At 50.9% G+C, this 23,212-nt stretch carries 18 protein-coding genes; 1 reads left to right on the top strand and 17 read right to left on the bottom strand.

Going from position 1 to position 23,212, the window contains the following annotated elements:
- The 17 genes from KK083_RS12520 to KK083_RS12600 form a co-directional block, all read right to left on the bottom strand.
- Window positions 1–3,017: beta strand repeat-containing protein (locus tag KK083_RS12520; protein ID WP_254163580.1), on the bottom strand; the 3,017-nt coding region annotated here is incomplete at its 3' end.
- Window positions 3,018–3,313: 296 nt separating this feature from the next.
- Window positions 3,314–4,597 (bottom strand): hypothetical protein, encoded by a 1,284-nt coding sequence (locus KK083_RS12525; RefSeq protein ID WP_254163581.1) that lies wholly within the window; start codon window positions 4,595–4,597, stop codon window positions 3,314–3,316.
- Complete coding sequence (locus tag KK083_RS12530; protein WP_254163582.1) at window positions 4,594–5,745, bottom strand: outer membrane beta-barrel protein; 1,152 nt, start codon at window positions 5,743–5,745, stop codon at window positions 4,594–4,596. Before KK083_RS12530 ends, KK083_RS12525 begins: the two co-directional genes overlap by 4 nt.
- 5 nt (window positions 5,746–5,750) lie before the next feature.
- Window positions 5,751–8,912: a WD40 repeat domain-containing protein gene (locus KK083_RS12535; protein WP_369074970.1), complete on the bottom strand. Its 3,162-nt coding sequence runs from the start codon at window positions 8,910–8,912 to the stop codon at window positions 5,751–5,753.
- A 196-nt stretch (window positions 8,913–9,108) separates the two neighbouring features.
- Window positions 9,109–9,453 (bottom strand): 50S ribosomal protein L20, encoded by a 345-nt coding sequence (rplT, locus tag KK083_RS12540; protein WP_254163583.1) that lies wholly within the window; start codon window positions 9,451–9,453, stop codon window positions 9,109–9,111.
- 81 nt (window positions 9,454–9,534) lie between these two features.
- Entirely contained in the window at window positions 9,535–9,729 is a 195-nt protein-coding gene (gene rpmI, locus KK083_RS12545; RefSeq protein ID WP_254163584.1) for a 50S ribosomal protein L35, read from the bottom strand.
- Window positions 9,730–9,750: 21 nt separating this feature from the next.
- Window positions 9,751–10,287 carry a translation initiation factor IF-3 gene (gene infC / locus KK083_RS12550; protein ID WP_254163585.1) on the bottom strand — a complete coding sequence of 179 codons (537 nt, stop codon included), beginning with the start codon at window positions 10,285–10,287 and terminating at the stop codon, window positions 9,751–9,753.
- 200 nt (window positions 10,288–10,487) lie between these two features.
- Window positions 10,488–12,419 (bottom strand): threonine--tRNA ligase, encoded by a 1,932-nt coding sequence (gene thrS / locus KK083_RS12555; RefSeq protein WP_254163586.1) that lies wholly within the window; start codon window positions 12,417–12,419, stop codon window positions 10,488–10,490.
- 103 nt (window positions 12,420–12,522) lie between these two features.
- Window positions 12,523–14,994, bottom strand: a complete 2,472-nt coding sequence (locus tag KK083_RS12560; RefSeq protein ID WP_254163587.1) for a DUF5686 and carboxypeptidase-like regulatory domain-containing protein — start codon at window positions 14,992–14,994, stop codon at window positions 12,523–12,525.
- Window positions 14,995–15,106: 112 nt separating this feature from the next.
- On the bottom strand, window positions 15,107–15,715 hold the full coding sequence (locus KK083_RS12565; protein WP_254163588.1) for a SanA/YdcF family protein: 609 nt from the start codon (window positions 15,713–15,715) through the stop codon (window positions 15,107–15,109).
- A 67-nt stretch (window positions 15,716–15,782) separates the two neighbouring features.
- Window positions 15,783–16,466 carry a TrmH family RNA methyltransferase gene (locus tag KK083_RS12570; protein ID WP_254163589.1) on the bottom strand — a complete coding sequence of 228 codons (684 nt, stop codon included), beginning with the start codon at window positions 16,464–16,466 and terminating at the stop codon, window positions 15,783–15,785.
- Window positions 16,456–17,514: an SO2930 family diheme c-type cytochrome gene (locus KK083_RS12575; protein WP_254163590.1), complete on the bottom strand. Its 1,059-nt coding sequence runs from the start codon at window positions 17,512–17,514 to the stop codon at window positions 16,456–16,458. The genes KK083_RS12570 and KK083_RS12575 overlap by 11 nt, the downstream gene beginning before the upstream one ends.
- A 10-nt stretch (window positions 17,515–17,524) precedes the next feature.
- The gene (locus KK083_RS12580) at window positions 17,525–18,712 is read right to left on the bottom strand and encodes a parallel beta-helix domain-containing protein (RefSeq protein ID WP_254163591.1); all 1,188 of its coding nucleotides are present in this window, start codon (window positions 18,710–18,712) and stop codon (window positions 17,525–17,527) included.
- 116 nt (window positions 18,713–18,828) lie between these two features.
- On the bottom strand, window positions 18,829–20,136 hold the full coding sequence (locus KK083_RS12585) for a NupC/NupG family nucleoside CNT transporter (protein ID WP_254163592.1): 1,308 nt from the start codon (window positions 20,134–20,136) through the stop codon (window positions 18,829–18,831).
- Between the two features lie 150 nt (window positions 20,137–20,286).
- On the bottom strand, window positions 20,287–20,886 hold the full coding sequence (locus KK083_RS12590) for a bifunctional nuclease family protein (RefSeq protein WP_254163593.1): 600 nt from the start codon (window positions 20,884–20,886) through the stop codon (window positions 20,287–20,289).
- A complete protein-coding gene (locus KK083_RS12595) occupies window positions 20,887–21,840 on the bottom strand; it encodes an electron transfer flavoprotein subunit alpha/FixB family protein (protein WP_254163594.1) in 954 nt (317 codons plus the stop codon).
- A 46-nt stretch (window positions 21,841–21,886) separates the two neighbouring features.
- Window positions 21,887–22,624 (bottom strand): electron transfer flavoprotein subunit beta/FixA family protein, encoded by a 738-nt coding sequence (locus tag KK083_RS12600; RefSeq protein ID WP_254163595.1) that lies wholly within the window; start codon window positions 22,622–22,624, stop codon window positions 21,887–21,889.
- Between the two features lie 169 nt (window positions 22,625–22,793).
- Between KK083_RS12600 and KK083_RS12605 the strand changes: the two genes are divergently transcribed.
- Window positions 22,794–23,111, top strand: a complete 318-nt coding sequence (locus tag KK083_RS12605) for a tetratricopeptide repeat protein (RefSeq protein WP_254163596.1) — start codon at window positions 22,794–22,796, stop codon at window positions 23,109–23,111.
- Window positions 23,112–23,212: the final 101 nt, after the last annotated feature.

Below are 23,212 nucleotides of genomic sequence, written 5' to 3' on the forward strand. Positions count from 1 at the left end.
CCTGTAGCCGTGATGGTAGCAAATACATTGAAGGTCGTGTTCGCCGTCAAATTGCCTGTCGGGAGATTGATCAGTCCGCCTGTGCCTGCTACCGGTGAGCCGATCGCTATGTCACCAGCATCGTTGCGAAGCTGATAAGTGACACCGCTTTGGCTTCCCGCGATCTGGATATTGGTTGAAGTGCCGTAACAAACCGCCGATGCTGCTGTGGTTACAGCAAGACCCGTCGGAAGAGGGTTAACCGTAAGCGTGGCTGCGTTGCTCGTCACAGGACAGTTCGGTGTCGCACTTGTCTCCGTCACCACTACATCAAAATTCCCACCAACGCCTGCTACACTGCTAATCGTCAGCGTTGATGTGTTCACGCCGCTGTAAACTCCTGCATTGGTCAGGTTTACTCCGTTCCTTCTCCACTGATAGGTAAGCGTGGTGCCAGTAGCTGCAACCGTGAACGTCGTTCCGTTATCTGCACATTGCGTTACACTTACAGGATGTGATGTGATCGCTGGCGCAGGATTGATCGTTACATTAATGTTATCGGTTGCTGTAATCCCATTCCCATCCCTGATCGTTACAGTATACGTGTTGTTCACCGATGGTGTAACCGTCGGATTAGACACTGTGGTAGCACTCAGTCCGGCGGCAGGAGTCCATGAATAAATAATGGTCGGGTCGCCGCCAGTAACAGTAGTCGTCAACGCTATCGATCCACCCGGACAAAGCTGGGCTGTAGCACCCTGATCGATCGAAACGGTAGGGCTCGCTCCCCTGATCCCAGTAAAGACAGAAGTCAGGCCTGCAGTCAGCGCCACGCCCGTATACTCCAGCTCATTATTGGCAGCATCAACAACAAAACCAGTTTTTACCCACGGGTTGGTGGTCTGATTGAATGCACCTTCCAGTGTTGCTGCTCCGAGGTTGGCTTCAATGCCACTGATATCGGCATTCAGATAAGTGCCCGTAACATCCACCTGACAATTCGTGATCGCAGATTGCTCGATGGCCCAGTACCGGGTCAAAAAATTGGCTGCACTGGCGTTGGACGAATGTTTGGCATCCACCACGGATGCAGCAATGTAAGCGTTGGCACCAAACGCCGTACCGGTGACAGTCACTGCTACCGGCGAATACTCGATCATACCTGTATTATCACCGATCGGGAAAGTGAACGCTCCTCCAGCGGTGAATTCTTTCCGCACCTCACTGCCTGAAGCAATGATAAATCTTGAAGCACCCGCACCTGTGATCACCGCAGAGGGTCCAAGCGTCAGCACATAACCACCCAGGTTCAAATGACCGCTGGTCATCGTCAGCTGATCGTTGACAGCAAGATCGCCATCCAGCAAAGCCTGTCCGCTCAACTGATTGATGCCCAGGTTCTGATAGGGAGTAGCGAAGATGGGCTGGCTGGCGCCAGTATAATTGACAGTATTGTCTGAAGCTGTTGCATCCAATGCTGTGAGCGATGTCGTTCCTCCGATATTCAGTATTGCATTGGGTTCCTGAATCAATGTTCCGGATCCGCTGAGAGAGGTACTAACCGTCAGCGTGTTGGTATTGGCAAGGATGCCTGATACCACAACCCTGGGAATCGAAAAAGAGCCCGTGAGGAAACGCGTGTTGTTGAAAGTGTTAACGCCTGAACCCGCGTTAAAAACGTTGTTATTCGTAATGCCTCCTCCAAAAGTCACGTCAGCATTTGCGCTGTTGTTCCAGCTTGCTCCTGCGTCAATGGTCACCAGACCGGTAAACGTCTTGACGCCCACGGCCGATGAGATCGCCAGGGTTCCTGCTATGGAAGTGGTACCCGTTACGGTGAGGTTGAAACCTGCCGCCGTAAAAGTGGTTCCCGCTCCCACGGAAAGATTACCTGCAATGGTGGTTGAAACTCCTGTGCTGGTATTGGTGGCACCCGTAGTAACAACGTTGTTCAGTGTTGTAGCCGCGCTGCCGCCAATTGTTTGCGTCACACCATTGAATGTCACCGTTCCATCGTTGTGGTCGAAGGTGTCATTATTCGTAAGATCCGAAGCCAGGGTCAGCGAGCCGGAGCTGGTCGGCGCAATCAATGTGCCTCCGTTGATGGTAAGTCCATCAAGGGTAACGGCATTGTCATCGAAGCTCAGTGTTCCATTGCCGGCTTTTGTGAGATCGGCACCCGGCGCGGAAAGCGCACCTCCAACGGTAAGGGCATTGGCAGATACAGTAACCTGTCTGCTGGCACCCATGGTCACAACACCAGTGCCTAGGTTCAATGCGTTTGTTCCCGTAAAGGTGAAGTCTGCATTCCAGGTCTGCGGGTTGTTATTGCTGAGGGTAATGGTGCCCCCGCTGGTATTATCGATGGTACCGCCATTGATGACCAGTGTTCCTGACCCGATGGCGGTGGCGTGACCGATGTTAAGGGTTCCGTCCGATAAAGTTGTGGCACCACTGAAGGTGTTTGCGCCGGAGAGCGTCCACGTTCCTGTGCCTGTCTTCGTTACGGCGCCTGTATTGCTGATCACACCGGAGACCTCACCGTCAGCTGTGCCGTCGAGCGTGAGCACAAAACCTCCGGTGTCGATATTCCCGGTCACATCGATCGTTCCTGAATTTGCAATGATACTACCGGCACCCGCGAGTGTGATGGCGCCGCTGTATGTGACACCCGTAACCGAACCATTGATCAGCGATCCGCCATCGAGCGTAAGCGGTACAGCAGATATAAAAGTGAAGCCGTTAAGATCGAGGGTGGCACCGGCATTGATGGTGACAGACAACGCATTTGAAAGCGCATCTACGGTTATGACATGGGCGCTGGTGATAATGACATCATCATTAGCATCTGGAATACCATCCGTGTCTCCATCGGGAGTACCTCCTATTGTCCAGCTTCCGGTGTCGTTCCAGTTGCCCGAAGCGTTAGAGGTATATGTGGCCTGGGCCGAGACTTCGGTGGCCAATGCCAGGAGCATCATCGCGCCCAGCGTTCGTAAACTATTCCGAAAGAAAAAATGTGTAAAGACTGTTTTCAAATCGTTGCTGTTAATGCGTACAACATTTTAACAGCGGGCCTTCCGCGGTCTGCCAGGCCGGGCAATCCGGCTGGAAAACTTTCCCTGAACGGGAAATGAATTAAAGTTTTCTCAGGATGAGGGTTCCTTCCGGTGAGCTGCTTCCTTAAAATATAAATGAAAAACCCCGAAAACAGGGACATTAACAGACCTGATCTGTAAATTTTGGGGACTCCAGACATAGGTAAGGCAGCCAACTATCGGTTATATTTTTGTTTTTCCGATTAGGTAACCTTGCAAGATAAATGTTTTAACATTTAATCCTGCAGGCGTCCTGAGGAATTGAGCTTAAAAAGAGCCATTTTGGTCTGATTGTCTCCTATCCCTACAGTACCTAATACAATTATCTTTCCGTTCGGTAATTCTTGAACCGCCGCAGCTTTGTCATTCTCCTCCTCCGATCCAAGGCTTACCGACCACTGCAGTCTCGCGCTCTGATCGATCTTCGTAAGCCAGATATTGGTCGTTCCCACACTTCTCAGCTCGTTCGCCAACAGGAAATATCCGCTGGGTGCCGCAACTGATGGCGCAGCAGACACCGCATCGAGGGTTCTGTTCTCAATTGAAATATCTTCGTCCAGCTGCACATCATCAATAGAGTTGAAACGAAGTGGTGAGCGCAGCTTGGAGACCTGCAGCGTTGTGGCTCCCGTGTTGCTCGTTTTTGTTCCTATGATCAGGTATCCTTCACCCAGTGCTGCGGGCACTTTGCAGACGAAAGAGGAACGTGTATCCTGGTTGAACTGCCCCAGGTATCCCACATTGCTGCTCACGATCCCGCCTCCGCTGATAGAATAATATTGCATGTTGATCTTGCCGATCTGATTGCCGGGATGATCCTGGTTCGACGATCCGAAGACATAAAACCTGTCATTCGTAGACTGGATCACTTTGGTACCGAAGTCCAGCTTGCCTGTAGCGCCGTAGAACTCGTACCAGTTAGGATCAAATTTCAGGCTGGCATTGCACCTGAAGTGAAAGATATTGGAAAATGCATCCGGGTCTACGGTGCTTACCCTGGCGGTGTCATGCTGTGTTGAACCTGTGATGATAAAACCACCATCCAGCAGCGGTGTTACCGAACGGGCATTGTCATTTTTCATGTTGCCCGAGCCATAGGTAACGCTGTCTATGGCTTGTCCCTCGGCAGTGATCCTGATGAGCTTCACGTCAAGGTTATCGGGGCCATTCTCCACTGTGGCCAGGATCACAAAATTGCCATCACTGATCGGCTCTATGTCTTTCGCTTCTGTTACCTGTAAAGCATCTCCAAACTTTTTTTGCCAGAGGATCTTGCCCTCACTGTCTGCTTTTACCAGGTAGATCCGTTTGGTCACACCCAGCATTGAATTTCCCAACAGCAGAAAATTGCCATCATCGAGCGCGACAAGGTCGACACCGCTTTGATCGCCGTCACCGCCGTAGAGCTTCATGAAAAAATTCTTCTCCGGAGACGGGATGTTGCTGTCTGTATCACACGCTGCCAGCAGTACCGAGCAAATGACCGCGATAAGGGTAATATAAATTCTCGATCGCATCATCTTTTCAATTGTTTCATCACAGATCCTGTTCGCGCCCGTTTCAGCTCGCGGGGTTTATAGAGTGGCCGCAAAAAACCGAAGGAGACCATCACGTTGTCGAGCCGGAAAAGATCATCCACGTGGGCGAATCGCACTGCCGCCTCCTGGTCTGTCACAAATCCATTGGAAATAGGATTGGCATCTGCATCGGTATAACTCCCCGACACAGAAGCAATGTTCTTCAGGCCCATGCTGTACCGTACATCGATGAAGATAAAATCAAGTCCGATCTTGATCTTGGTGCCTCCCCCGACGAGGATGGATTGGTTGAACCGGTTCCGCCTGTTCAAAAAATCGAACGTAGGACTTTCCTCACGGGCATCTTCCCTCCTTCCGTCATCGCCGGCCTCTCCGCTGCTGAGCACAGGGCGGTTATTGCTTAATGTTATGTTCGCTTTATCCCTGACAAGGTACTCAACGGAATATCCCAGGTAGGCATAAGGTCTGTATTTGCCCTTGTTATCTCCGTACATTACCGTGAGCGGAATACTGAGCCAGTTCTGCCGATCGATCAGTTGTTTGGAGTCCTGCTCGAAATAATTCACAGTTTGATGCTGATAGGTTACCAGGGAGTAGACCGCTTCCATGCGGGCCTGGATCCTGTCCGTGAAATTGTAGTCGCCGCCAATTCCCGCCTGGTACCCGATCTTCAGGTTGTAATCCTCCTTTACACCAGGTTCCGCAAAAACATCGCGATCATAGATTACCCGGGGCATGGTGATGTTGGATCCCATTTTTACCATCCATGAAAAAATGGGCGTGGCTGTAAATTTTTTGCTCAGGTAGATCACATCGATGGCGTGCAAAGCTGTGTCTGTCTGAAACTCAGGATTTGCCCTTAAAAGTGAAAGGTAACTTTGCCTGGCGCTGATGGGATCGTCAAGCAACAGGTAAGCTTGCGTGAGCAGCAGATAAGCACGCTGGCTTTGCTCTTTGGTGAATTGTTCGAGGCACGGGCTTAGTACCGAGGGAATGGTGTAGAAATGACCGCTGTTAAATTCCTCCAGCGCCCTGTTAATGGTCACTTCACAATCATCGTTCTGTGCAACCAAACGGCTGGCGCAAAACATGAGCATAAGCAAAGGCAGACATCGTTTTCTTATGGCCATGGGGATCAATGATCGTTTATGAGCGGGTTGATGCAGGTATATTCATACTTGATGTCTGCGTCACCCACATATTTTTTCCATTCTTCCTGGGTCATGTTGCGTTTCAGCATGGGGCAGATCTGTTCTGCCAGCAACGCAGGGTCTGTGGGCCACACCCTGATCTCAGATTCGCTGCAGGTAGCGATCAGGTATTGTGAACCCGGTGAAAAAGCAATATCCCAAATAAAACCGCTGTTGTTATCCATGATGATGGGCAGGTCTTCCGGGCGGTCCAGCAACCACAGCAGCAAACGCCTGTCAGCGCCGGCACTGGCCAGCAACTTGCCGTCGGGACTGAACTCGATGTCGTTCACGCCAGCCCTGTGCCCTGTGAACTGCCGTACTTCGCCCGTGGCAAGATCGTAGGTCCTTACAAGACCGCGTTTGTTGGTCACATCGTCTACGCCATACGCCAGGAACTTACCGTCAGGACTGAATTTCACAGAAAGTATCCGAAGGGTGCTGTCCTCCTGAAGCACTTCGAAAGCGCTGGTTTGAAGGTCGAGCATGATCACCTGGCCCGACCATGTGGCACCGGCAAGCTTTTTTCCGTCTGCGCTGATGTTGAAGCTCTTGATCTCGAAGGGTAATGAAGCCAGTGATCTGACAGCTCCCGTCTTGTGATTTACCAGGGAGAGTGTGTTGCCGGCGCTGGAAACGATGAATCCCGAGCCATCGGGCATGAACTCAAGGTCGTTGGTAGCGCCCTGGAATCCCCTCACGGTAAGCGAAGGGCGGGTACCGGTACCGTTAAGGTCATACACCTGCACATAGCTCGAATCGCTTCCGTTCACCAGGTACCGTTCGTCTTTGCTGAGCGCTATGGCTTTACCGAGATGGGGTGTGCTGAAGCCAGTCGGCGTCGCTTTCAATGCCTTGTAGTCGCCTTTCAGGATCCTTCCATCGGCGCCTGATGTGTAAAACGTGCTGTTGCTGGCCGAGACGGCAACGGATTTGATGTGAACATGTGGGGGGCCCTGCACCTTAATGGCGTTGTAGGTCAGGTTCCTGAGCTTGGTGAGCGCTGAATACAGACCTTCATAGATGTACGGGTCATAGGATTTGCCGTTGTTCCGCTTGTGAAAATTATAACCCTGCATGGCCAGCAGTCCCGCCAGTATTTCATCGTCTGTTTCCTGCACCGATTTGGTAGACAGGTTCTGGGCGATGGCCAGCACATAGAGCTGATTGGCTTTTGCCAGGTTCTGTTCGGCGCGGGAGTACTGGAACTGTGCCTTTCCACGCTGCACCTGTGCTGTATCGCGCTGGATGTTAGCTTCGATCAGGTTATCCTCAGCCTGTTTCTTGGCAATACTGGCTTCGCGAAGCGCTACCCGCAACTGTCCCAGTGCTTCTTCAACCTGGTTCAGGGCTTTGGCGCGATCGGCCTCGCGCTGCATGGCCAGGTTCTTTTGCTTCTCGGCTTCCACCCTGCTGCTCTCGGCAAGCTCTGTCTGCTTTTCCGCTTCAAGTCGCTGGGCGTCTGCAATGATGCGCTGGCTATCGGCCGCGATCTTCTGGATATACGCCAGCACAAAAAACACGATGGCCACCACAAAGGCGGCACCGAGGATCACGGCTGTGGCCCGCGTTCTGCGAAGCACACGCCGTTGCATCATTTCCTGGTTCTTTAATTCCGCCTCATAGGTGATGCGGCTTGTATCCAGGAACACGATGGCCCGTTCAAAGGTCTCATCATAACGCTGTGCCCACTCGCGGGTAGGGCGTTGCTTTTTCTGCCAGTTGAGCGCCAGCTGCAGGTCGGGTGGCCGCCAGAGACCGGTTTTTCCGATCTGGTACATGGCTGCGGCCTCCGAAAGCCTTTTGTACATCTGGGCCGATTCAAACTCTTCGTCAACCCAGGTATTCAACCGCTTCCATATACGCATCAAGCTTTCGTGTGAAAGCTCGATCATGGAATCGTTGTTCAGCGGCACGTTGGCGGCGGGCATCAGCAATGAACGCCCCGGTTTGCGGAAGTGGTTGATCACAAACACCACATCTTCTTCTTCCGCTTCTGCCAGCTCGGTGACCAGGCCAAGGCGCGCGGGCCTGCGCATACCTTTGTTGTCCTGGTTCTTTTCTGTGATATTCTTGAAAAGGATCTCGGCGATCTCTTTCTGCTTCGTATTGAGCTCGTCGTAGGCTTCGTTGGCGTGCTGGGAAAGGGCTTCGTGGATCCTTCCTACGGCGTTATAGTGACGGATATCGATGGGCTCACCGGGCTCGCGGTTGGCGACCCAGTAATCCCAGGTGCGCATGAGGGCGTGCTGCAGAATGGGAAGCTGATCCTGGTCGTTGCCTACATCCGTGAGCAACCGCTTGACCAGGCGTTGTGAGATCTTTCCACCCCCTACCGCTGTGGGGCCTTCGATGATCATCTTTTTCTGTTCACGCGTCATCTGCGGAACGAGGTAGTTGCTGTGGTTGATGAGCTCGGTCAGTGCCGGAAACACGGAGCAGTTTCCGATGAAGTCAGACCGCATGGTCAGCGCTACGTATACGGGGATCTTAGTCTGTGCCACAGCGGTGAGCACCAGGTTCACATAGAGCTGTGCCTCGTTCAGGGCCTCTTCCGTTCCTACGTTCTCGCGGAAGCGGAAGATCTCTTCAAACTGATCTACCAGGAAGAATACGTTCTCGCCGTTCTGGTTCTGCAGATACCGTGATACTTCGATAAGGCCTTGCGGACCACTGCGCAGCACGGAACCGATAATGGGTTTATGGATGATCTTGTCTTCTTCCTGGATGCGGCCAGTAGTTACCAGGTGCTCGACGATGGCTTCGGTGAGGTTGTCCATCGGAGCGCTTCCGGGGCGCACGATGATGGCGGTCCAGTTAGGGCCTGTCTGGGTCATAAAACCGCCATAGAGCACGGGAATGAGACCGCAGTACATCAATGATGATTTACCACTTCCGGAGTAACCCATCACGGTTACGAAGCGGTTTTCGGCAAGTTTTACGAGGATTTCATCGGCCTGGCCCTCACGGCCAAAGAAAAGATGGCATTCGTCAAGGGAAAAAGGCCTGAGTCCAGGGAATGGGTTACCGCCCCTAAGTTCAATATCAAGATGAACTTCGGGTGACCTTTTCCCGTAATCCCCGGATGATAGGGGTTGTTTCAACATAGCCGCCTTTTTCGAACTTGAAAGATAACTAATTGAAGTTTATATACTGTGATCTATACTCAGAAATGACTAAAAAATATTAAATCTAAATTATAATAACCTTAAAAGAACACGTTTTTTAAGTTATAGAAATTTGCCATAAAAACAAAAAAGGGGCGTAAAGGCCCCTGATTTTGTAAGTCGATTTTTTACTGAATTATTTTACTTTATTAACCACTGCGGTAAAGGCTTCAGGGTGGTTCATGGCCAGATCGGCCAGAACTTTCCGGTTCAGGTCAATGCCTGCCTTTTTCAATTTGCCCATCAGTTCGGAATAAGACAATCCATGGATTCTAGCTCCTGCATTGATCCTTTGAATCCAAACTGCTCTGAACTCTCTTTTCTTTTGTTTCCTGTCGCGGTAGGCATATACCAATCCTTTTTCGATGGCATTTTTTGCTACCGTCCACACGTTCTTTTTACGGCCAAAGAAACCTTTGGCCAGCTTCATGATGCGTTTGCGTTTTGCCCTGGAGGCAACGTTGTTTACTGATCTTGGCATTTCATTTCATTTTTTGATCGTTGGCGTCCGTCATTGCTGAAGGATCTTAGGGGCCAAAAACCGGGTTAAACATTTAAACCATTAGAGGATAAGCATCGCTTTCACGTTGTTCATATCCGACTTCTTCACAAGGGATTTGTTTCCAAGCCTTCTTTTCTGCTTGGTCTCCTTCTTGGTCAGGATGTGGTTCTTGAACGCACGTTTATGCTTGATCTTTCCTGTGCCGGTAACCTTGAAGCGCTTCTTGGCACCGGACTTTGTCTTTAATTTAGGCATTGTGTATAAATTATGATCGACTTACTTCTTTCCTACTTTCGGCATCAGCAGCATGCTCATCCGCTTACCTTCCAGGCGCGGCATGGCCTCTACTTTACCGAACTCTTCCAGTGACTGTGCAAATTTCAATAAGAGGATCTCTCCCCTCTCTTTGTACACAATAGAGCGGCCGAAAAAGGTTACCGTTGCCTTTACCTTGGATCCATCCTGCAAAAAGCCGGAAGCATGTTTTACCTTGAAGTTAAAATCGTGCTCTTCCGTGTTCGGGCCAAAGCGGATCTCCTTGATCACCACCTTCTGTGTTTTGGCCTTGATCTCTTTCTGCTTTTTCTTCTGCTCGTACTTGAACTTCGAATAATCTACCACTTTGCAAACCGGTGGGTCTGCATTGGGTGATATTTCTACGAGGTCCAGGTTTTGTTCCTGGGCAAGTTTTATTGCCTGATGAATCGGGTAAACATCAACTTTAATGTTTTCGCCTACCACCCGCACGCGGGGAGCTGTGATGCGCTCGTTGATGCGATAAGGCTCTTCCGGTTTTTGCGGCCCTCGTCTCATGGGTCGGCCAAAACCTCCTGGTCTACTGTTACTGCTACTGTTAATACTCTTTAAATTTAGATCCTACAAAAAAACATAGCCTGCCCACAGGTGGGCAGACCGGGGTGCAAATATCGTTAATAATTTTAATTTATTACAACTGGAAAGGCTTTCAGGGCTTTAAAATGATTCTCGCCCGGTTCGCATGACCGCCCTTAAGGTTAAGGAGCAGCGCATTCCACTTTAAAATTGTTCACAAACTCGTCCAAAGAAACGCTTCCCTGGTCGCCCTGGCCGTGTTTTCGCACCGCTACCCTGTTCTCGGCGGCTTCCCGCTCTCCCACGATCAGCATAAACGGGATCTTTTTGGTCTCCGCATCCCTGATCTTGCGGCCGATCTTTTCGTCGCGATCATCCAGTAATCCCCTGATATCCTGTGCTTTCAGCGCATCAAATACCTTGGCGGCATAGTCGTTGAAACGTTCGGAGATCGGCAGCACGGCAATTTGATCGGGCGCCAGCCACAACGGGAAGTTGCCGGCACAGTGTTCGATCAGCACCGCCACAAAACGCTCCAGCGAGCCAAAAGGTGCCCGGTGGATCATTACCGGCGTATGTCTCTGGTTATCAGACCCTACGTACTCCAGCTCAAAACGCTGGGGCAGGTTATAATCTACCTGAATGGTACCGAGCTGCCAGCTTCTGCCAAGCGCATCTTTCACCATAAAGTCCAGCTTCGGACCATAGAATGCAGCTTCTCCCTCCACGGCCACGGTCTTCAGCCCGCGTTCGTCGGCAGCTTCCTGAATTTCTTTTTCAGCCTTATCCCAAAGATGGTCCTGCCCGATGTATTTCTGCTTGTTGGCGGGATCCCTTAACGATACCTGAGCAGTATAGTTATCAAATCCCAGCGACTTGAACACATGCAGCACCAGGTCTATCACCTTGATGAACTCATCCTTTACCTGATCGGGACGGCAAAAGATGTGGGCATCGTCCTGTGTAAAGCCCCTCACCCGGGTAAGGCCGTGAAGCTCGCCGCTTTGCTCATACCGGTACACCGTCCCGAATTCGGCCAGGCGGATCGGAAGGTCGCGGTAAGAACGGGGTTTGGTTTTATAGATCTCGCAGTGGTGCGGACAGTTCATAGGCTTCAGCAGGAACTCCTCGTTCTCGTCAGGGGTATGGATCGGCTGAAACGAATCCTTACCGTACTTCTCGTAGTGTCCGGAGGTCACGTACAATGACTTGCCGCCAATGTGCGGGGTCACCACGGGATCATATCCTGCCCTGACCTGTGCCTTGCGCATGAACTGCTCGAGGCGCTCACGCAGGATGGTACCTTTCGGCAGCCACAACGGTAGCCCCATACCAACTTTCTCGGAGAACGCAAACAGCTCCAGCTCTTTACCAAGCTTGCGGTGGTCGCGTTTTTTGGCTTCTTCCATCAGGTGGACGTACTCATCCAGCTCTTTCTGCTTGGGGAAAGTGATACCGTAGATACGGGTCAGCATCTTGTTCTTCTCGTCGCCCCTCCAGTAAGCTCCGGCAACGTTGGTAAGCTTCACAGCCTTGATAAAACCTGTATGCGGAATGTGCGGTCCCTTGCAAAGATCTACGAAATTGCCTTGCTGGTAGAAGGTTATGCTTCCATCCTGCAGGCCGCTGATGAGCTCGATCTTATACGGATCTGCTTTTTTGTTAAAGTAGTCAAGGGCTTCGGTTTTGCTGACATCCTTGCGTACGTAGGCGCTGTCTTTCTTCGCCAGCTCTTTCATCTTGTTCTCAATGGCCACAAGATCACCCTCGCCGAAGGTACGGTCTCCAAGATCTACGTCATAATAGAAGCCACTGTCAATGGCCGGACCAATGCCGAATTTCACGCCCGGATAAAGGGCTTCCAATGCCTCTGCCAGCAAGTGTGCCGATGAGTGCCAGAACGTGGTTTTGCCGCTTTTGTCGTTCCAGGTCAGGATCTTGACCGACGCGTCATTGGTGATGGGGCGTGCAAGATCCCAGACCTCTCCATTCACTTCAATGGCCAGGGCATTTCGGGCCAGTCCTTCGCTGATGCTCAAGGCAATGTCAGCACCTTTAACACCTTGCGGATATTCACGCTGGCTTCCGTCCGGAAGAGAAATCTTTACGTTCATGGTCTGTCAAATACAAAATTCAGGGCACAAATATGCGGAAAGAAGCTTAAAGCAGAAAGCCCCGGGCCGAAACCTTAGGCAGAAAGCGGAAACTGTGTTTGGCTTACAGGGTGAACTGGAAGCTGAGGAACACGCCAAACTTGCGGGGCGCCGGTTCATCGGGCTCGCGTTCGAGATACGTAAGCCTGTGAATGAAATCCACGCGCAGGAACTTGAAGATGTTTTCCACGCCGTAGCCCATTTCAACGTATGGTTTCCCGGGCGACAGGAATCCCACGGGCAGGGTTTCTTCGCCATTACTGTTGGTAGCTGCTATAAGATCGCGGTTTTCCTGGGCCATGCCGCCATAAATGACGTTGGCGGTGCCTACAAACCTCCACTTGAGCTTGCGCATGAGCGGCACCCGGTTGAGCAGCAATCCCTCGAAATGATGCTGATACTGGAGGGAGGCAAACCGGTCGCTGATGAACTCACCATAATCCATCAGGTTGTAGGTGACCATGGCGTAAATGGGAGTCTGGTTGCCCAGGTGCAGCGAAAGCAGCGGGTAGGGCAAGGTATTGAACACATATTCGCCGGTAAGGTTCATGTAACCGGTGCCCAGGGGGCCAAAACGGATACGTTTGGTTACCGTCATCCGCAGCTTATCATAATCGAAATCGCTGCCCGCCACTCCTTTGAATCCGTGGGTATACCGCAGGATGATCACGGGCCAGCGTGTGGTACCGAGACTCAATCTTTCGTTATCGTTCATGATGAACAGCTCATCACGCGCATACTTCGATTCGATGATCACTTCGGCGGTCTCGTAGGTATTCAGGATGGCCGATGATGCTGGTTCTTCCGGATTCTCGTAATAGCCAAAGCTGAACACGGGTTTGAAGGTGGTGTATCGCACGGCTGTGCGCTGGGTAAAGCCCCTGAACAGCTCACGCTGGAAATTGAAACGCGATTCGTCGAAATAATAACCGCGCCGGAATACGCCGAAACGTTGCGCTGCCAGAAAAAGATAGTTGTCGGCCAGGCTTTCGTCGTCGATCCCTACCCTGCCCAGGTCGCTTCTCACCCTCAGGCTGGCGGTTGTCCATCGCTCGCGCGACAAAATGCGCTGCACAAAACCCGAGTACTTTACCTTCTCATCATCGAAGCCATAACCGATGCTGCCTCCGAACACCCATTTGTTGCTGAACTCGATGCTTGTTTTGGCACCACCCTGCAACCTGAAACCCTCCACGTTGTTGAATGCAAAAAGGGAGATGTAAGGCCCGAGGTGAAACTTGCCCGTGTAATAGTAACCGTTCACGGCGATCTTGATGATATCGGTATAGGTTTTCACCACAGGGATATTCTGCAGTGTATCGATCATCTTGTACACGTTCTTCTCGGTCTCCGTGAGGGGCTCATGCCGCAGTGTATCCCAATATTCCTCTTGCTCGAACTGTCGTGCATCTTCGGCCATCACGATCTGGTGCTCATAAAAAGATGGCTCGTACGGTTTGTTGACCACCACATTTTTGTTGGATGTGTAAAATTTCGCCAGCATGCCTGCTGAAAACTTGGTGAGCTCGCTGACATCCACCAGCACACGGTTCTTCACGGGGATCCATGGGCCTTCAGATGTTGGTTCGAGCTCTTGCTGGATCCTTATTTTTTCGATGAAGTTGAGGTTGGCCTGTCGTCCTACGGCGGCATCGATCTGCTTCAGCGCCCATTCCTTTTTGGTGATCCAGATCGTTCCTGTAAAGGCAAGGTCTTGCGGGCTTCTGGGCGAATAATCGAGCCTGTAACAGAAGTCATCGCCGATGTAAACACTGTCTGTAAGATCGTAGTTGTAATACAATCTCCATCCGTCTGCGATGGGCGATACAAAATCCTTGCTCACGATGTTGAGCCAGTTCTGATAGAAATTGTACTCCTGGAAAGAAGTGCCCACGAATTGTGTGATCAGCGTGCCGTCCTGGATACCGAGACCGTTGATCTTCGACTTGAGGATGTTCTCATAACGAAGCTGCGGGCTATCGCGGAAGTAGAACTTTGAAACACTTTCGGATATGAACAGCGGGAGAATGGGTTTTCCGTCCTCACCAGCAATGCGCTCAACGCTGTCAAGAACCTGCGTGATCTTCTTGATCACTTTGCGTTCCCTGAATTTGTCAGACATGTTGTCTACGTCAATCTCAACCTTGGTGTAGGTATCGTATTCGTAGGCGGTGAGCTTGCGCTTGTCGTTCTTGTCTTTGTTTCTGACCACGTTCCTGAGAATGGCATAGGCGGGATTTTCGCCGGCATCAAAAACAATCTCTTGCAGCGTGGTGATCTCTTCTTCGAGCTGAAAATTGATCACCTGGCTTTTGTTGGGCTCGAGCTTTTTGGTTCTGGACTTATAGCCGATGTAAGAGGCGATGATCGAATCGGCAGGAGCTGAGGTCTTCACAGAATAGTTGCCGTCGAAGTCGGTGGTGGCGCCTGCGCCTGTTCCACGCAGCATGATGTTCACAAAAGGTATTGGGTCGCCTGTATTGGCATCTGTAACTTTTCCTTTTACAACCGTTTGCGCCCATGAGGCCTGCGGCAAAAGGATGATTACAAGTATTGAAGCAAAGGCCGGTGAAAGGGGTCTTAAGGCGATACGCACAAAAATGTGTTAAAAATTATTCATTAACTGTAAAATCTGGTGGAGGTTTCGTTCAAGCGTTAACATTTATCTTCTCCTTTTCTCCCAGATAGCGTGGGGCAGTTTTAAAAATATAAAGGTCCAGTACCGCTTTGGTCCGCGCAAGGTATTCGCGGATGTGTACCCTGAGCGTGTGGTCAAGGTCAGGATCTTCCGCTACCATGGCCACGGCGTCGATGTTATAATAGTTGCTGATGAACAAGGCGCGATAGCTGTGAAACGATTGGGTGATGATGGTGATCTTGTCCTGGCCGAAGATAGCCTTGCTTCTGACAACCGAGTCAAGGGTGCGTAGCCCCGCATAATCAAGCGTGATGGCCGTTGCCGGAACACCTTCTTTTATCAACGCCTTTCTCATTTCTATCGGTTCATTATAATACCTGGTGCTGTTATCGCCGCTGAGGATAAAGTGATCGATCTTGCCCAGCCTGTAAAGCGCCGCCGCCATCTTGATCCTGTTGTGAAAGAAGGGGTTCGGTCCTCCTCCCACAAGCCTGTGACTGGTTCCCAGCACCAGCGCCACCCGGTGCTCAGGCAACTTAGACAGGTCAGAATAAACTTTAGCTTCAGTACTTTTAACGATCCAGATATTGCAAACACTCAAGATTACAACAAAGAGCAAGATTAAAGCCAGAATAATTCTCTTCACCCAACGCATAAACTATAGACACCCATTAAGCCATTGCAATTTACTGAATTGTACGTAAAAACTCCCGTTCGAGTATATCCGAACGTCGCACGATCTTTCTGTACCACGATAATTTAATTATTCTCTTTTCTTCTTCAGATAAACTGATGGATGCCTGCGATTGCCTGAGCTTTCCCAGGATCGTATTGAGGCAGATGGCAACACTCACGGAAATATTAAGGCTTTCGGTAAAACCATACATCGGAATCTTCACTTTCTGGTCGCCATGATCCAGTGCGTATGACGAAGCGCCGCGCAGCTCATTGCCAAACACGATCGCCATCCTGCTCTGCTCAACATCCACTTCATCAATTGATATGCCATCTTCCGCGGGATCTGCCACCAGGATCCTGTATCCCTCGCTGCGAAGGCGTTTGAAGCACGTCTCCGTGTTATTCTCTCCCCTTTCACGGTACCGCTCAAGGTTCAGCCATTTGTCGGCCCCTTTCAATACCCTAACGTTAAGCTGATACTTGGCAGTATTTTCCACAATGTGAATATCCTGCAACCCCATGCACTCACAGGTTCTCACCGCGGCGCTTGCATTTTGCGACTGATAGATATTTTCAAGCACTACCGTCACGTAACGCGTACGCTCGTTCAGCACTTTGTCCACAAAAGATTTTTTGTGATCAGAAACAAACTGCGCCAGGTGATCGAACAATAGCGCTTCCTTATTTATCATATTGATGCTTGGCAAAGGTATTCTTCCTGATCCATTCTTCAATCAACGCAACGCCTTCTTTATGGATCTGCTCCCTGCCTATCTCCGGCATAGCGATGGCCGGATCATTGGTTCGCATCCTGAAGATCATGATCGAGTTGTGCGGTTCGCCCGGCTTGATATCCACCAGCAGATCACCTGCGCCACGTCCTGCCGCCACCGGGGCTTTGTTAACACCGAGGTGGGCAGGATCGTTTTCGCGGATGTCGAGAAACAGTCCCGAGGTGCTGGCGGGGCCGGAGCGTGCGTGACAATGGGCGCAGTTAACGTCGAGATAAGCGCGAGCCCTCGCATTGAGGTCCCCGCTTTTCGGATCATCCCATGCGGCAAGTCGCGGTATATTTTCACGGGCGGGCAGCCCCCTCAGCAGTCCTGACGTGCTCCAGTGCTGCAGTTGGTTTTCCACTGTGCCGCCATAAGAATGGTCGCCATTCAGCTGCCTGGCCGAAGGTCCCACCGGAACAAGCTTCTCGTTGCGGATATGACATCCCTTGCACTGATTCTTGTTAGGGATCACGTACGGCGTGGTGATCTTTTTGCCGGAGCTATTGATGTAAGAAATGGTCTTCGTCTCCCCTGCGGGATCGTAGTAAGCTTCCGTCTGATCTTCGTTCCAGATGTAGGGATAAGCCTGCCAGCCGTCTGACTCATGTACCAGCAATCTTGTTTCGAGGATACTCCTTCCCTTCTCAGGTTTACGAAAATCAGCAGGAAAATAAAAATTCTTGATGAGCACGGTTCCCGGGGGAAAATCGAACACAACGGAGTCATTATACTCAACCGTTGTTCCGGGGGGCAATTTGACGAAACGAAGCTTTTCGGCGTAGTTGCTGAACAGCGCCGAGTTCAGGGTGTAAGGTACAACACCCTGTGCGGGCTTCAGGTCTGCCAGCCTGCCCTGAAAAAATCCATAATCCGAAAGTTTCTCCTTTCTTTCAAAAAGCGTCTGCTGCTGGAAAGAAGCCTGAAAAATCGCCAACAACACCCCTACGATCAGCACTGTTTTCATAAGCAGGATCCTAACGCGCCGTTAACACCACAGGACTGATCGGCTGCTGCTCGCATTCATGCGGTTTCACATCCCGTGATTTGTTCTTGAAACCATTTTCTGCATCGATGTTGACAAAGCTGGCATTGGTGTTATTCCTGATGCAGATATTTCTGTTCGTCATCTTCTTGTCCACAATGCCGTCATACTGGATGTGGGGAACATCCTTTCCAAACCTGAGCTTGAAGCGGTACATCTTGCCCATTCTTCCCTTGCCGGTGGCCTTCACACGCGGCCTTTCGTAGTAGTTGTCGTGGATGTAGATATCGCTGGGGAACGGGTTGTAGGACTTATCGTTGATGGGATTCTCCGTCATGTAATAGCTGACGATCGCAGTGCTGGCTGTGATGTTGTTGACGATCTTGTTATCGAAAGCTTCCACATGCCGTGTGGCCAGGATCATGAGGCCTGTTCCCTGCGGAACCTTGCCTACGGTATTACCCTTGGGCGCAAAGTTAATGTGATTGTTGTCGTGGATGTTGTTCCTGAACACACGCACATATCCGCCTTCTTTCTGGATCAGGTCGGGCAGGTCGAATACCAGTATCCCGCCCGTGTTATCGTACGCTTCGTTGTCGTACACATCGGCATACCACGAATTCTCGATCTCGATGCCGGCCACGTTCTGGTAGGCTTTGGAGTTCTTCACGATGATGTACTTCGACTGGCCAACGTAGATCCCGGCGTCGCTGGCGCCCACAGCCGTACAGTGGTCGATGAGCACATTGGTGCACTGCACGGGATACAGCCCATAACCGCCGTTGTCTTTATCGCTGCCCCGCGTCCATTCAGCCTTTACGTTAATGAACGACATGCCGTCTACGAGCTGGGTCTTAATGCCATCGCCTTTTGCGTCCTGCACGGTGAGGTCGCGCACGGTGATGTCTGAAGCGTTGGTGATCTTGATGCCTTCAGCGCCGGAGATCTGGCCTTTGAAGCTGATAATGGTTTTGTCTTCACCGGCTCCTTTGATGGTCACGTTCTTTTTGCCATCGAGCCAGAGGCTGGCATCCATCTGGAAACGACCTGCCGGAAGTTCAATAGTGGAGCCGTTGGCAGCCTCTATGAACTGTGTCTGGAATTTTTTCTGGATCTCTTTCTGCGCGTGTGCAGGTATGGTCAGCGCAATCAGTACCGCAAGTATGAATGGTGGCTTCATAACGAAAATTGTGTTACAAAAAGTTAACACTTTTTCCTGAGAAAATCAGGAATTTCAGGATCCGGCGATCCCAATTTTCGCCCGGTGATTTCCGACCAAAAAGCCAGATCAGGATCTTATCCGAACAGTGCGCCGGCGATGGTAGCCGTCATCATGGTAGCCAGCGTTGCGGCGATCATGGCACGCATACCGAGTTTGGAAATGTCGGCCTGCCGGGAAGGTGCCATACCTCCTGTGCCGCCGATCTGGATGGCGATGGAGCTGAAGTTTGCAAAACCGCACAACGCATAAGTGGAGATAAGTACAGATTTATCGCTCAGTGTGCCCGCAGCTTTCATGGTGCCGAGGTCATAGTAAGCGATAAATTCGTTGATCACCATTTTTTGTCCCAGCAGGCTGCCCACATACAGGGTCTCATTCCATTCCACGCCGATAAAAAAGGCGAAAACACGGAATACCTGGCCGAGAATGTACTGTAACGAAAATCCGTTGTAAGCGCCGTTGGTGCTGGTCACCACAAACTCATTCAAACCTGAATATGCGCCGATGAAATCCACCAGGATCCAGTTGACAGCGTAGATCACCGCGATAAAGGCCAGCAGCATGGCGCCGATGTTGAGGGCCAGCTTGAGGCCATCGGCAGCGCCCGTGGCAATTGAATCGATCAGGTTGACCCCTACATGATCTTTGGTGAGCTTCAGCGACCGGTCTATCTTTTCAGTTTCAGGCAAAAAAAGCTTGGCCAACACTACTGCAGCGGGTGCGCTCATGATGGAAGCTGTTAGCAGGTACGTGGCAAACTTCGTTTGTTCCGCGGGGCTGCCGCCACCGAGAAAGGAGACGTAGGCACCGAACACACTTCCGGCAATGGTGGCCATTCCGCCCGTCATCAGGCAGTGCAGCTCCGATCTTGTCATGCTCGGGATAAAGGGTTTCACCAGCAGCGGGGCTTCGGTTTGTCCCATAAAAACATCGCCCGCAACGGAAAGGCTTTCGGCACCTGACATGCGCATGGTGCGGGTCATCACCCAGGCAAATCCGTATACGATCTTCTGCAGCACCCCCAGGTGATAGAGGCCGGCAGTGACAGCAGAAAAGAAAATGACCGAAGGCAATGTCTGGAAGGCAAAAAGAAATCCGAGGTTATGGCGCACACCCTGGTTTGCGTCAGAGTTCTTGGAGAGATCGCCGTACAGGAACTCCGCGCCTTTCTGGGCAAAGCTGAGGAAGGTGATGAACTTGGCGCTGACGTATTCGAAGAACAGCTGAACGGCGGGGATCTTAGCGATCAGGAGGCCGAACACGATCTGAAGGATCACCCCGGCGATCACCAGGCGCCAGTCGATGGCCTTGCGATTATTCGAGAACAGGTAGCCGATACCGATAATGAATAACAGGCCGATGAGGGCGCGCAGATAATCCATAGGTCAGGGTTTAAAACTTAAAGCTAAACGCAAAAAGCCGAAAGCAAAAGGCTGTATCTTTTTATTTCGCTCACAGCAAACGTTGGCCGAAAAAAGAAAGCAGGAAGCCTGATCACTCAAACTTCCTGCGTTATATTTTTTGTGGTGATATCAGTTTCTTTTGCTCAGCTCGTCGCGGATCTTGGCGGCACGCTCATAATCTTCTTTATCGATGGCATCTTTGAGAAGGTCGTTGAGCTTTTCAACGGAATAGTTCTTGAAGTCGTCTTTGCGAACGCTTTCTTTCTTGGCTTTGACCTTGGCTTCGGCTTTGGGCTCGGCTTTTTCTTCCTCAGCTTCGTCAGTGAGCACAATGCCCGCTTCTGCCAGGATGTTCTCGTAGGTATAGATGGGAGAATCGAAACGCAGGCCGATGGCAATGGCATCAGACGGTCTTGCGTCTACTTCAGACTTCTTGAGTCCGTCAGAGCAAACGATCTTTGCAAAGAACACTCCCTCCTTCAGGTCAGAGATAATGATCTCTTCAACAGTGAAATGGAAATTGTTCGCAAACGATTTAAAGAGGTCGTGGGTCATTGGCCGGTTGGGAATGATCTTCTCGATCTCGATGGCAATCGCTTGTGCTTCGAACATGCCGATGATGATGGGAAGTCTACGGTTGCCTTCGGTTTCACCCAGTACCAGTGCAAACGAACCAGTTTGCGACTGGCTCGAAGAAAGTCCTAATATTTCTAGTTTGATCTTCTTCACTTACTTCGCGGCTTTGATCGCCTCGGTCAATTTAGGAATAATTTCGAAAGCATCACCAACGATACCATAGTCGGCTGCCTTAAAAAATGGTGCCTCAGCGTCTTTGTTGATCACCACGATGCACTTCGAGGAATTTACACCCGCTAAATGCTGGATGGCACCTGAAATGCCCACAGCAATATACAACTGCGGTGCAACTTTTACCCCTGTCTGGCCAACGTGCTCATGGTGCGGCCGCCATCCCATATCCGATACCGGCTTGCTGCATCCTGTGGCGGCGTGCAGCGTTTTGGCAAGACCTTCCAGCATACCCCAGTGCTCGGGGCCTTTCATTCCGCGGCCTCCGGAAACAACAATGTTCGCTTCGGGCAACAGCACTTCGCCGGTAGCTTTTTCGGAAGAAAGGATCTTCACGGCAAACAAAGCATCGGGAAGCTGAACAGTATAAGGCGTTACCTGGGCAGCACCACCTACTTCTTTCAGCTCAGCAGCATTCTTTTTCAGTGCAATAACTTTTTTCTTGTTGCTCAGCTCGACAAACGAAAAGGCCTTACCAGTATAGATGCTTTTCTTGACCACAAAACCGGAAGCGGTCTCTGGCAGGCTGACCACATTGGTTGCGAGGCTTGCGCCTGTTCTGGCGGCAACCCGGGCGGCAACCGGCGTACCCAGCGAAGAGTTTGCCAGCACCAGCACATCGGCGTTCTCATCCTGCAGCGCTTTGACCAGCACTTCGGCGTAAGCCTGAATGATGCCCTGATTCAATTTTTCATCACTGGCATGGAGCACTTTCTGTGCACCGTACTTGCCAAGATTTTCCAGCTCGCTTTTTTCCGCAGCACCCAGTGCTATCGCGGTAACCGGACCACCCATGGCGTGCGCGTAAGCCACTGCTTCAAGCGAGGTCTTTTTGATCTTTCCTTCTGCACTCTCAACAAAAACTAAAATTGGCATTGGAGGTTAAATTTTTATAAATGATTGAACAGACGGTTGGCTGAAATTATAAAACTCTTGCTTCATTCTTCAATAAATTCACCAGCTCCGGAACATTATCGGCTGGTATCATCTTCACGGCGCCTTTGGGTGGCGGAAGCTCAAATTTCTGAGTCTTCACCCCGCTCTCCGCGGTTTTCGGCTCAACAACTTTCAAAGGTTTGGTGCGGGCAGACATGATGCCACGCATGTTGGGGATCTTCCATTCAGCGATGGGCTCCTGGCAGCCAGCCACAAAAGGCAGGTTCACTTCAAGATACTCTTTGCCGCCTTCGATCTCGCGCGCCAGCTTGGCCTTGGTTCCGTCAAGGTCGAGCTTCATCACCGGCGAAACCGAGGGAATGCCCAGCATCTCACCAACAATGCTGTGAACCACACCACTGTTGTAGTCGATGGACTCTCTTCCCATCAATATCAGGTCAAAGCCTCCCGCCTTGGCATGCTCCGCGATCTGCGAGGCCACAAAAAATGAATCGGTGGGCTCGGCATTTACCCTGATGGCATCATCAGCACCGATGGCCAGGGCCTTACGGATGGTAGGCTCTGTATCGGCAGGTCCTACATTGAGCACCGTAACGGTAGCACCCGAAGCTTCCTTGATCTCGATGGCGCGCGCGAGGGCGTAGTCATCGTAAGGACCAATAATAAACTGAACACCAGTGGTGTCGAATCGGGTATTATTATCTTTGAAATTGATTTTGGAGGTAGTGTCCGGTACGTGAGTGATGCAAACTAATATCTTCATCTCATTCTAAATCAATATGTTGTATGCAATTTCTTTGGAAACAGGGCTCAAGATACAAAAATCTCAAAGTCATGCTTCGAATTGTTCAAAATTTTAACGGTTTGGCCAATTGCAGACCCGGGTTGATAAAAAACTATACCTTAAGCCCACTTTTTTTATCGAATTGATCATGACTACAAACCGGTTAGACCAGCTACTCGCTTATTATAAGGAAGATCCCAGCGATCCTTTCAACATCTATGCGCTTGCGCTGGAATACCTGAAACACGATGTGGCAAAAGCGAAAGCGTATTTCGACCTGTTGCTGAAGGAACACGAAGGTTATGTTGCCACCTATTATCACGCAGCCAAACTTTACCAGGACCTCGACGAAAAAGAGAAGGCCGCAGAAGTTTATGAAAAAGGAATTGCGATAGCAAAGAAGCTCAATGAGTTGAAAGCGGCGAGGGAGTTGCAGTCGGCGTATGATGAGATGATGTTTGAATGAGAAAATTAGGAGTAAGGAGTAAGGAGTAAAAAGCAAGGAGCCAGAAGTCAGGAGCCAGGAGTCAGGAGGGGGAAGGCTTCGAACGGAGTTTGCGTGATCAC

This window comes from Chryseosolibacter histidinae (assembly GCF_018598225.1).
GTDB classification, from domain to species: Bacteria; Bacteroidota; Bacteroidia; order Cytophagales; family Cyclobacteriaceae; genus Chryseosolibacter; species Chryseosolibacter histidini.

Excerpts from the sequence above, each read along its gene's own strand:
- KK083_RS12575 (WP_254163590.1), bottom strand. The coding sequence starts at position 17,514 with ATGAAAACAGTGCTGATCGTAGGGGTGTTGTTGGCGATTTTTCAGGCT.
- rplT (WP_254163583.1), bottom strand. The coding sequence starts at position 9,453 with ATGCCAAGATCAGTAAACAACGTTGCCTCCAGGGCAAAACGCAAACGC.
- KK083_RS12525 (WP_254163581.1), bottom strand. The coding sequence starts at position 4,597 with ATGATGCGATCGAGAATTTATATTACCCTTATCGCGGTCATTTGCTCG.
- infC (WP_254163585.1), bottom strand. The coding sequence starts at position 10,287 with ATGAGACGAGGGCCGCAAAAACCGGAAGAGCCTTATCGCATCAACGAG.
- KK083_RS12605 (WP_254163596.1), top strand. The coding sequence starts at position 22,794 with ATGACTACAAACCGGTTAGACCAGCTACTCGCTTATTATAAGGAAGAT.
- KK083_RS12600 (WP_254163595.1), bottom strand. The coding sequence starts at position 22,624 with ATGAAGATATTAGTTTGCATCACTCACGTACCGGACACTACCTCCAAA.
- KK083_RS12595 (WP_254163594.1), bottom strand. The coding sequence starts at position 21,840 with ATGCCAATTTTAGTTTTTGTTGAGAGTGCAGAAGGAAAGATCAAAAAG.
- rpmI (WP_254163584.1), bottom strand. The coding sequence starts at position 9,729 with ATGCCTAAATTAAAGACAAAGTCCGGTGCCAAGAAGCGCTTCAAGGTT.
- thrS (WP_254163586.1), bottom strand. The coding sequence starts at position 12,419 with ATGAACGTAAAGATTTCTCTTCCGGACGGAAGCCAGCGTGAATATCCG.
- KK083_RS12585 (WP_254163592.1), bottom strand. The coding sequence starts at position 20,136 with ATGGATTATCTGCGCGCCCTCATCGGCCTGTTATTCATTATCGGTATC.
- KK083_RS12530 (WP_254163582.1), bottom strand. The coding sequence starts at position 5,745 with ATGGCCATAAGAAAACGATGTCTGCCTTTGCTTATGCTCATGTTTTGC.
- KK083_RS12570 (WP_254163589.1), bottom strand. The coding sequence starts at position 16,466 with ATGATAAATAAGGAAGCGCTATTGTTCGATCACCTGGCGCAGTTTGTT.
- KK083_RS12580 (WP_254163591.1), bottom strand. The coding sequence starts at position 18,712 with ATGAAGCCACCATTCATACTTGCGGTACTGATTGCGCTGACCATACCT.
- KK083_RS12535 (WP_369074970.1), bottom strand. The coding sequence starts at position 8,912 with ATGTTGAAACAACCCCTATCATCCGGGGATTACGGGAAAAGGTCACCC.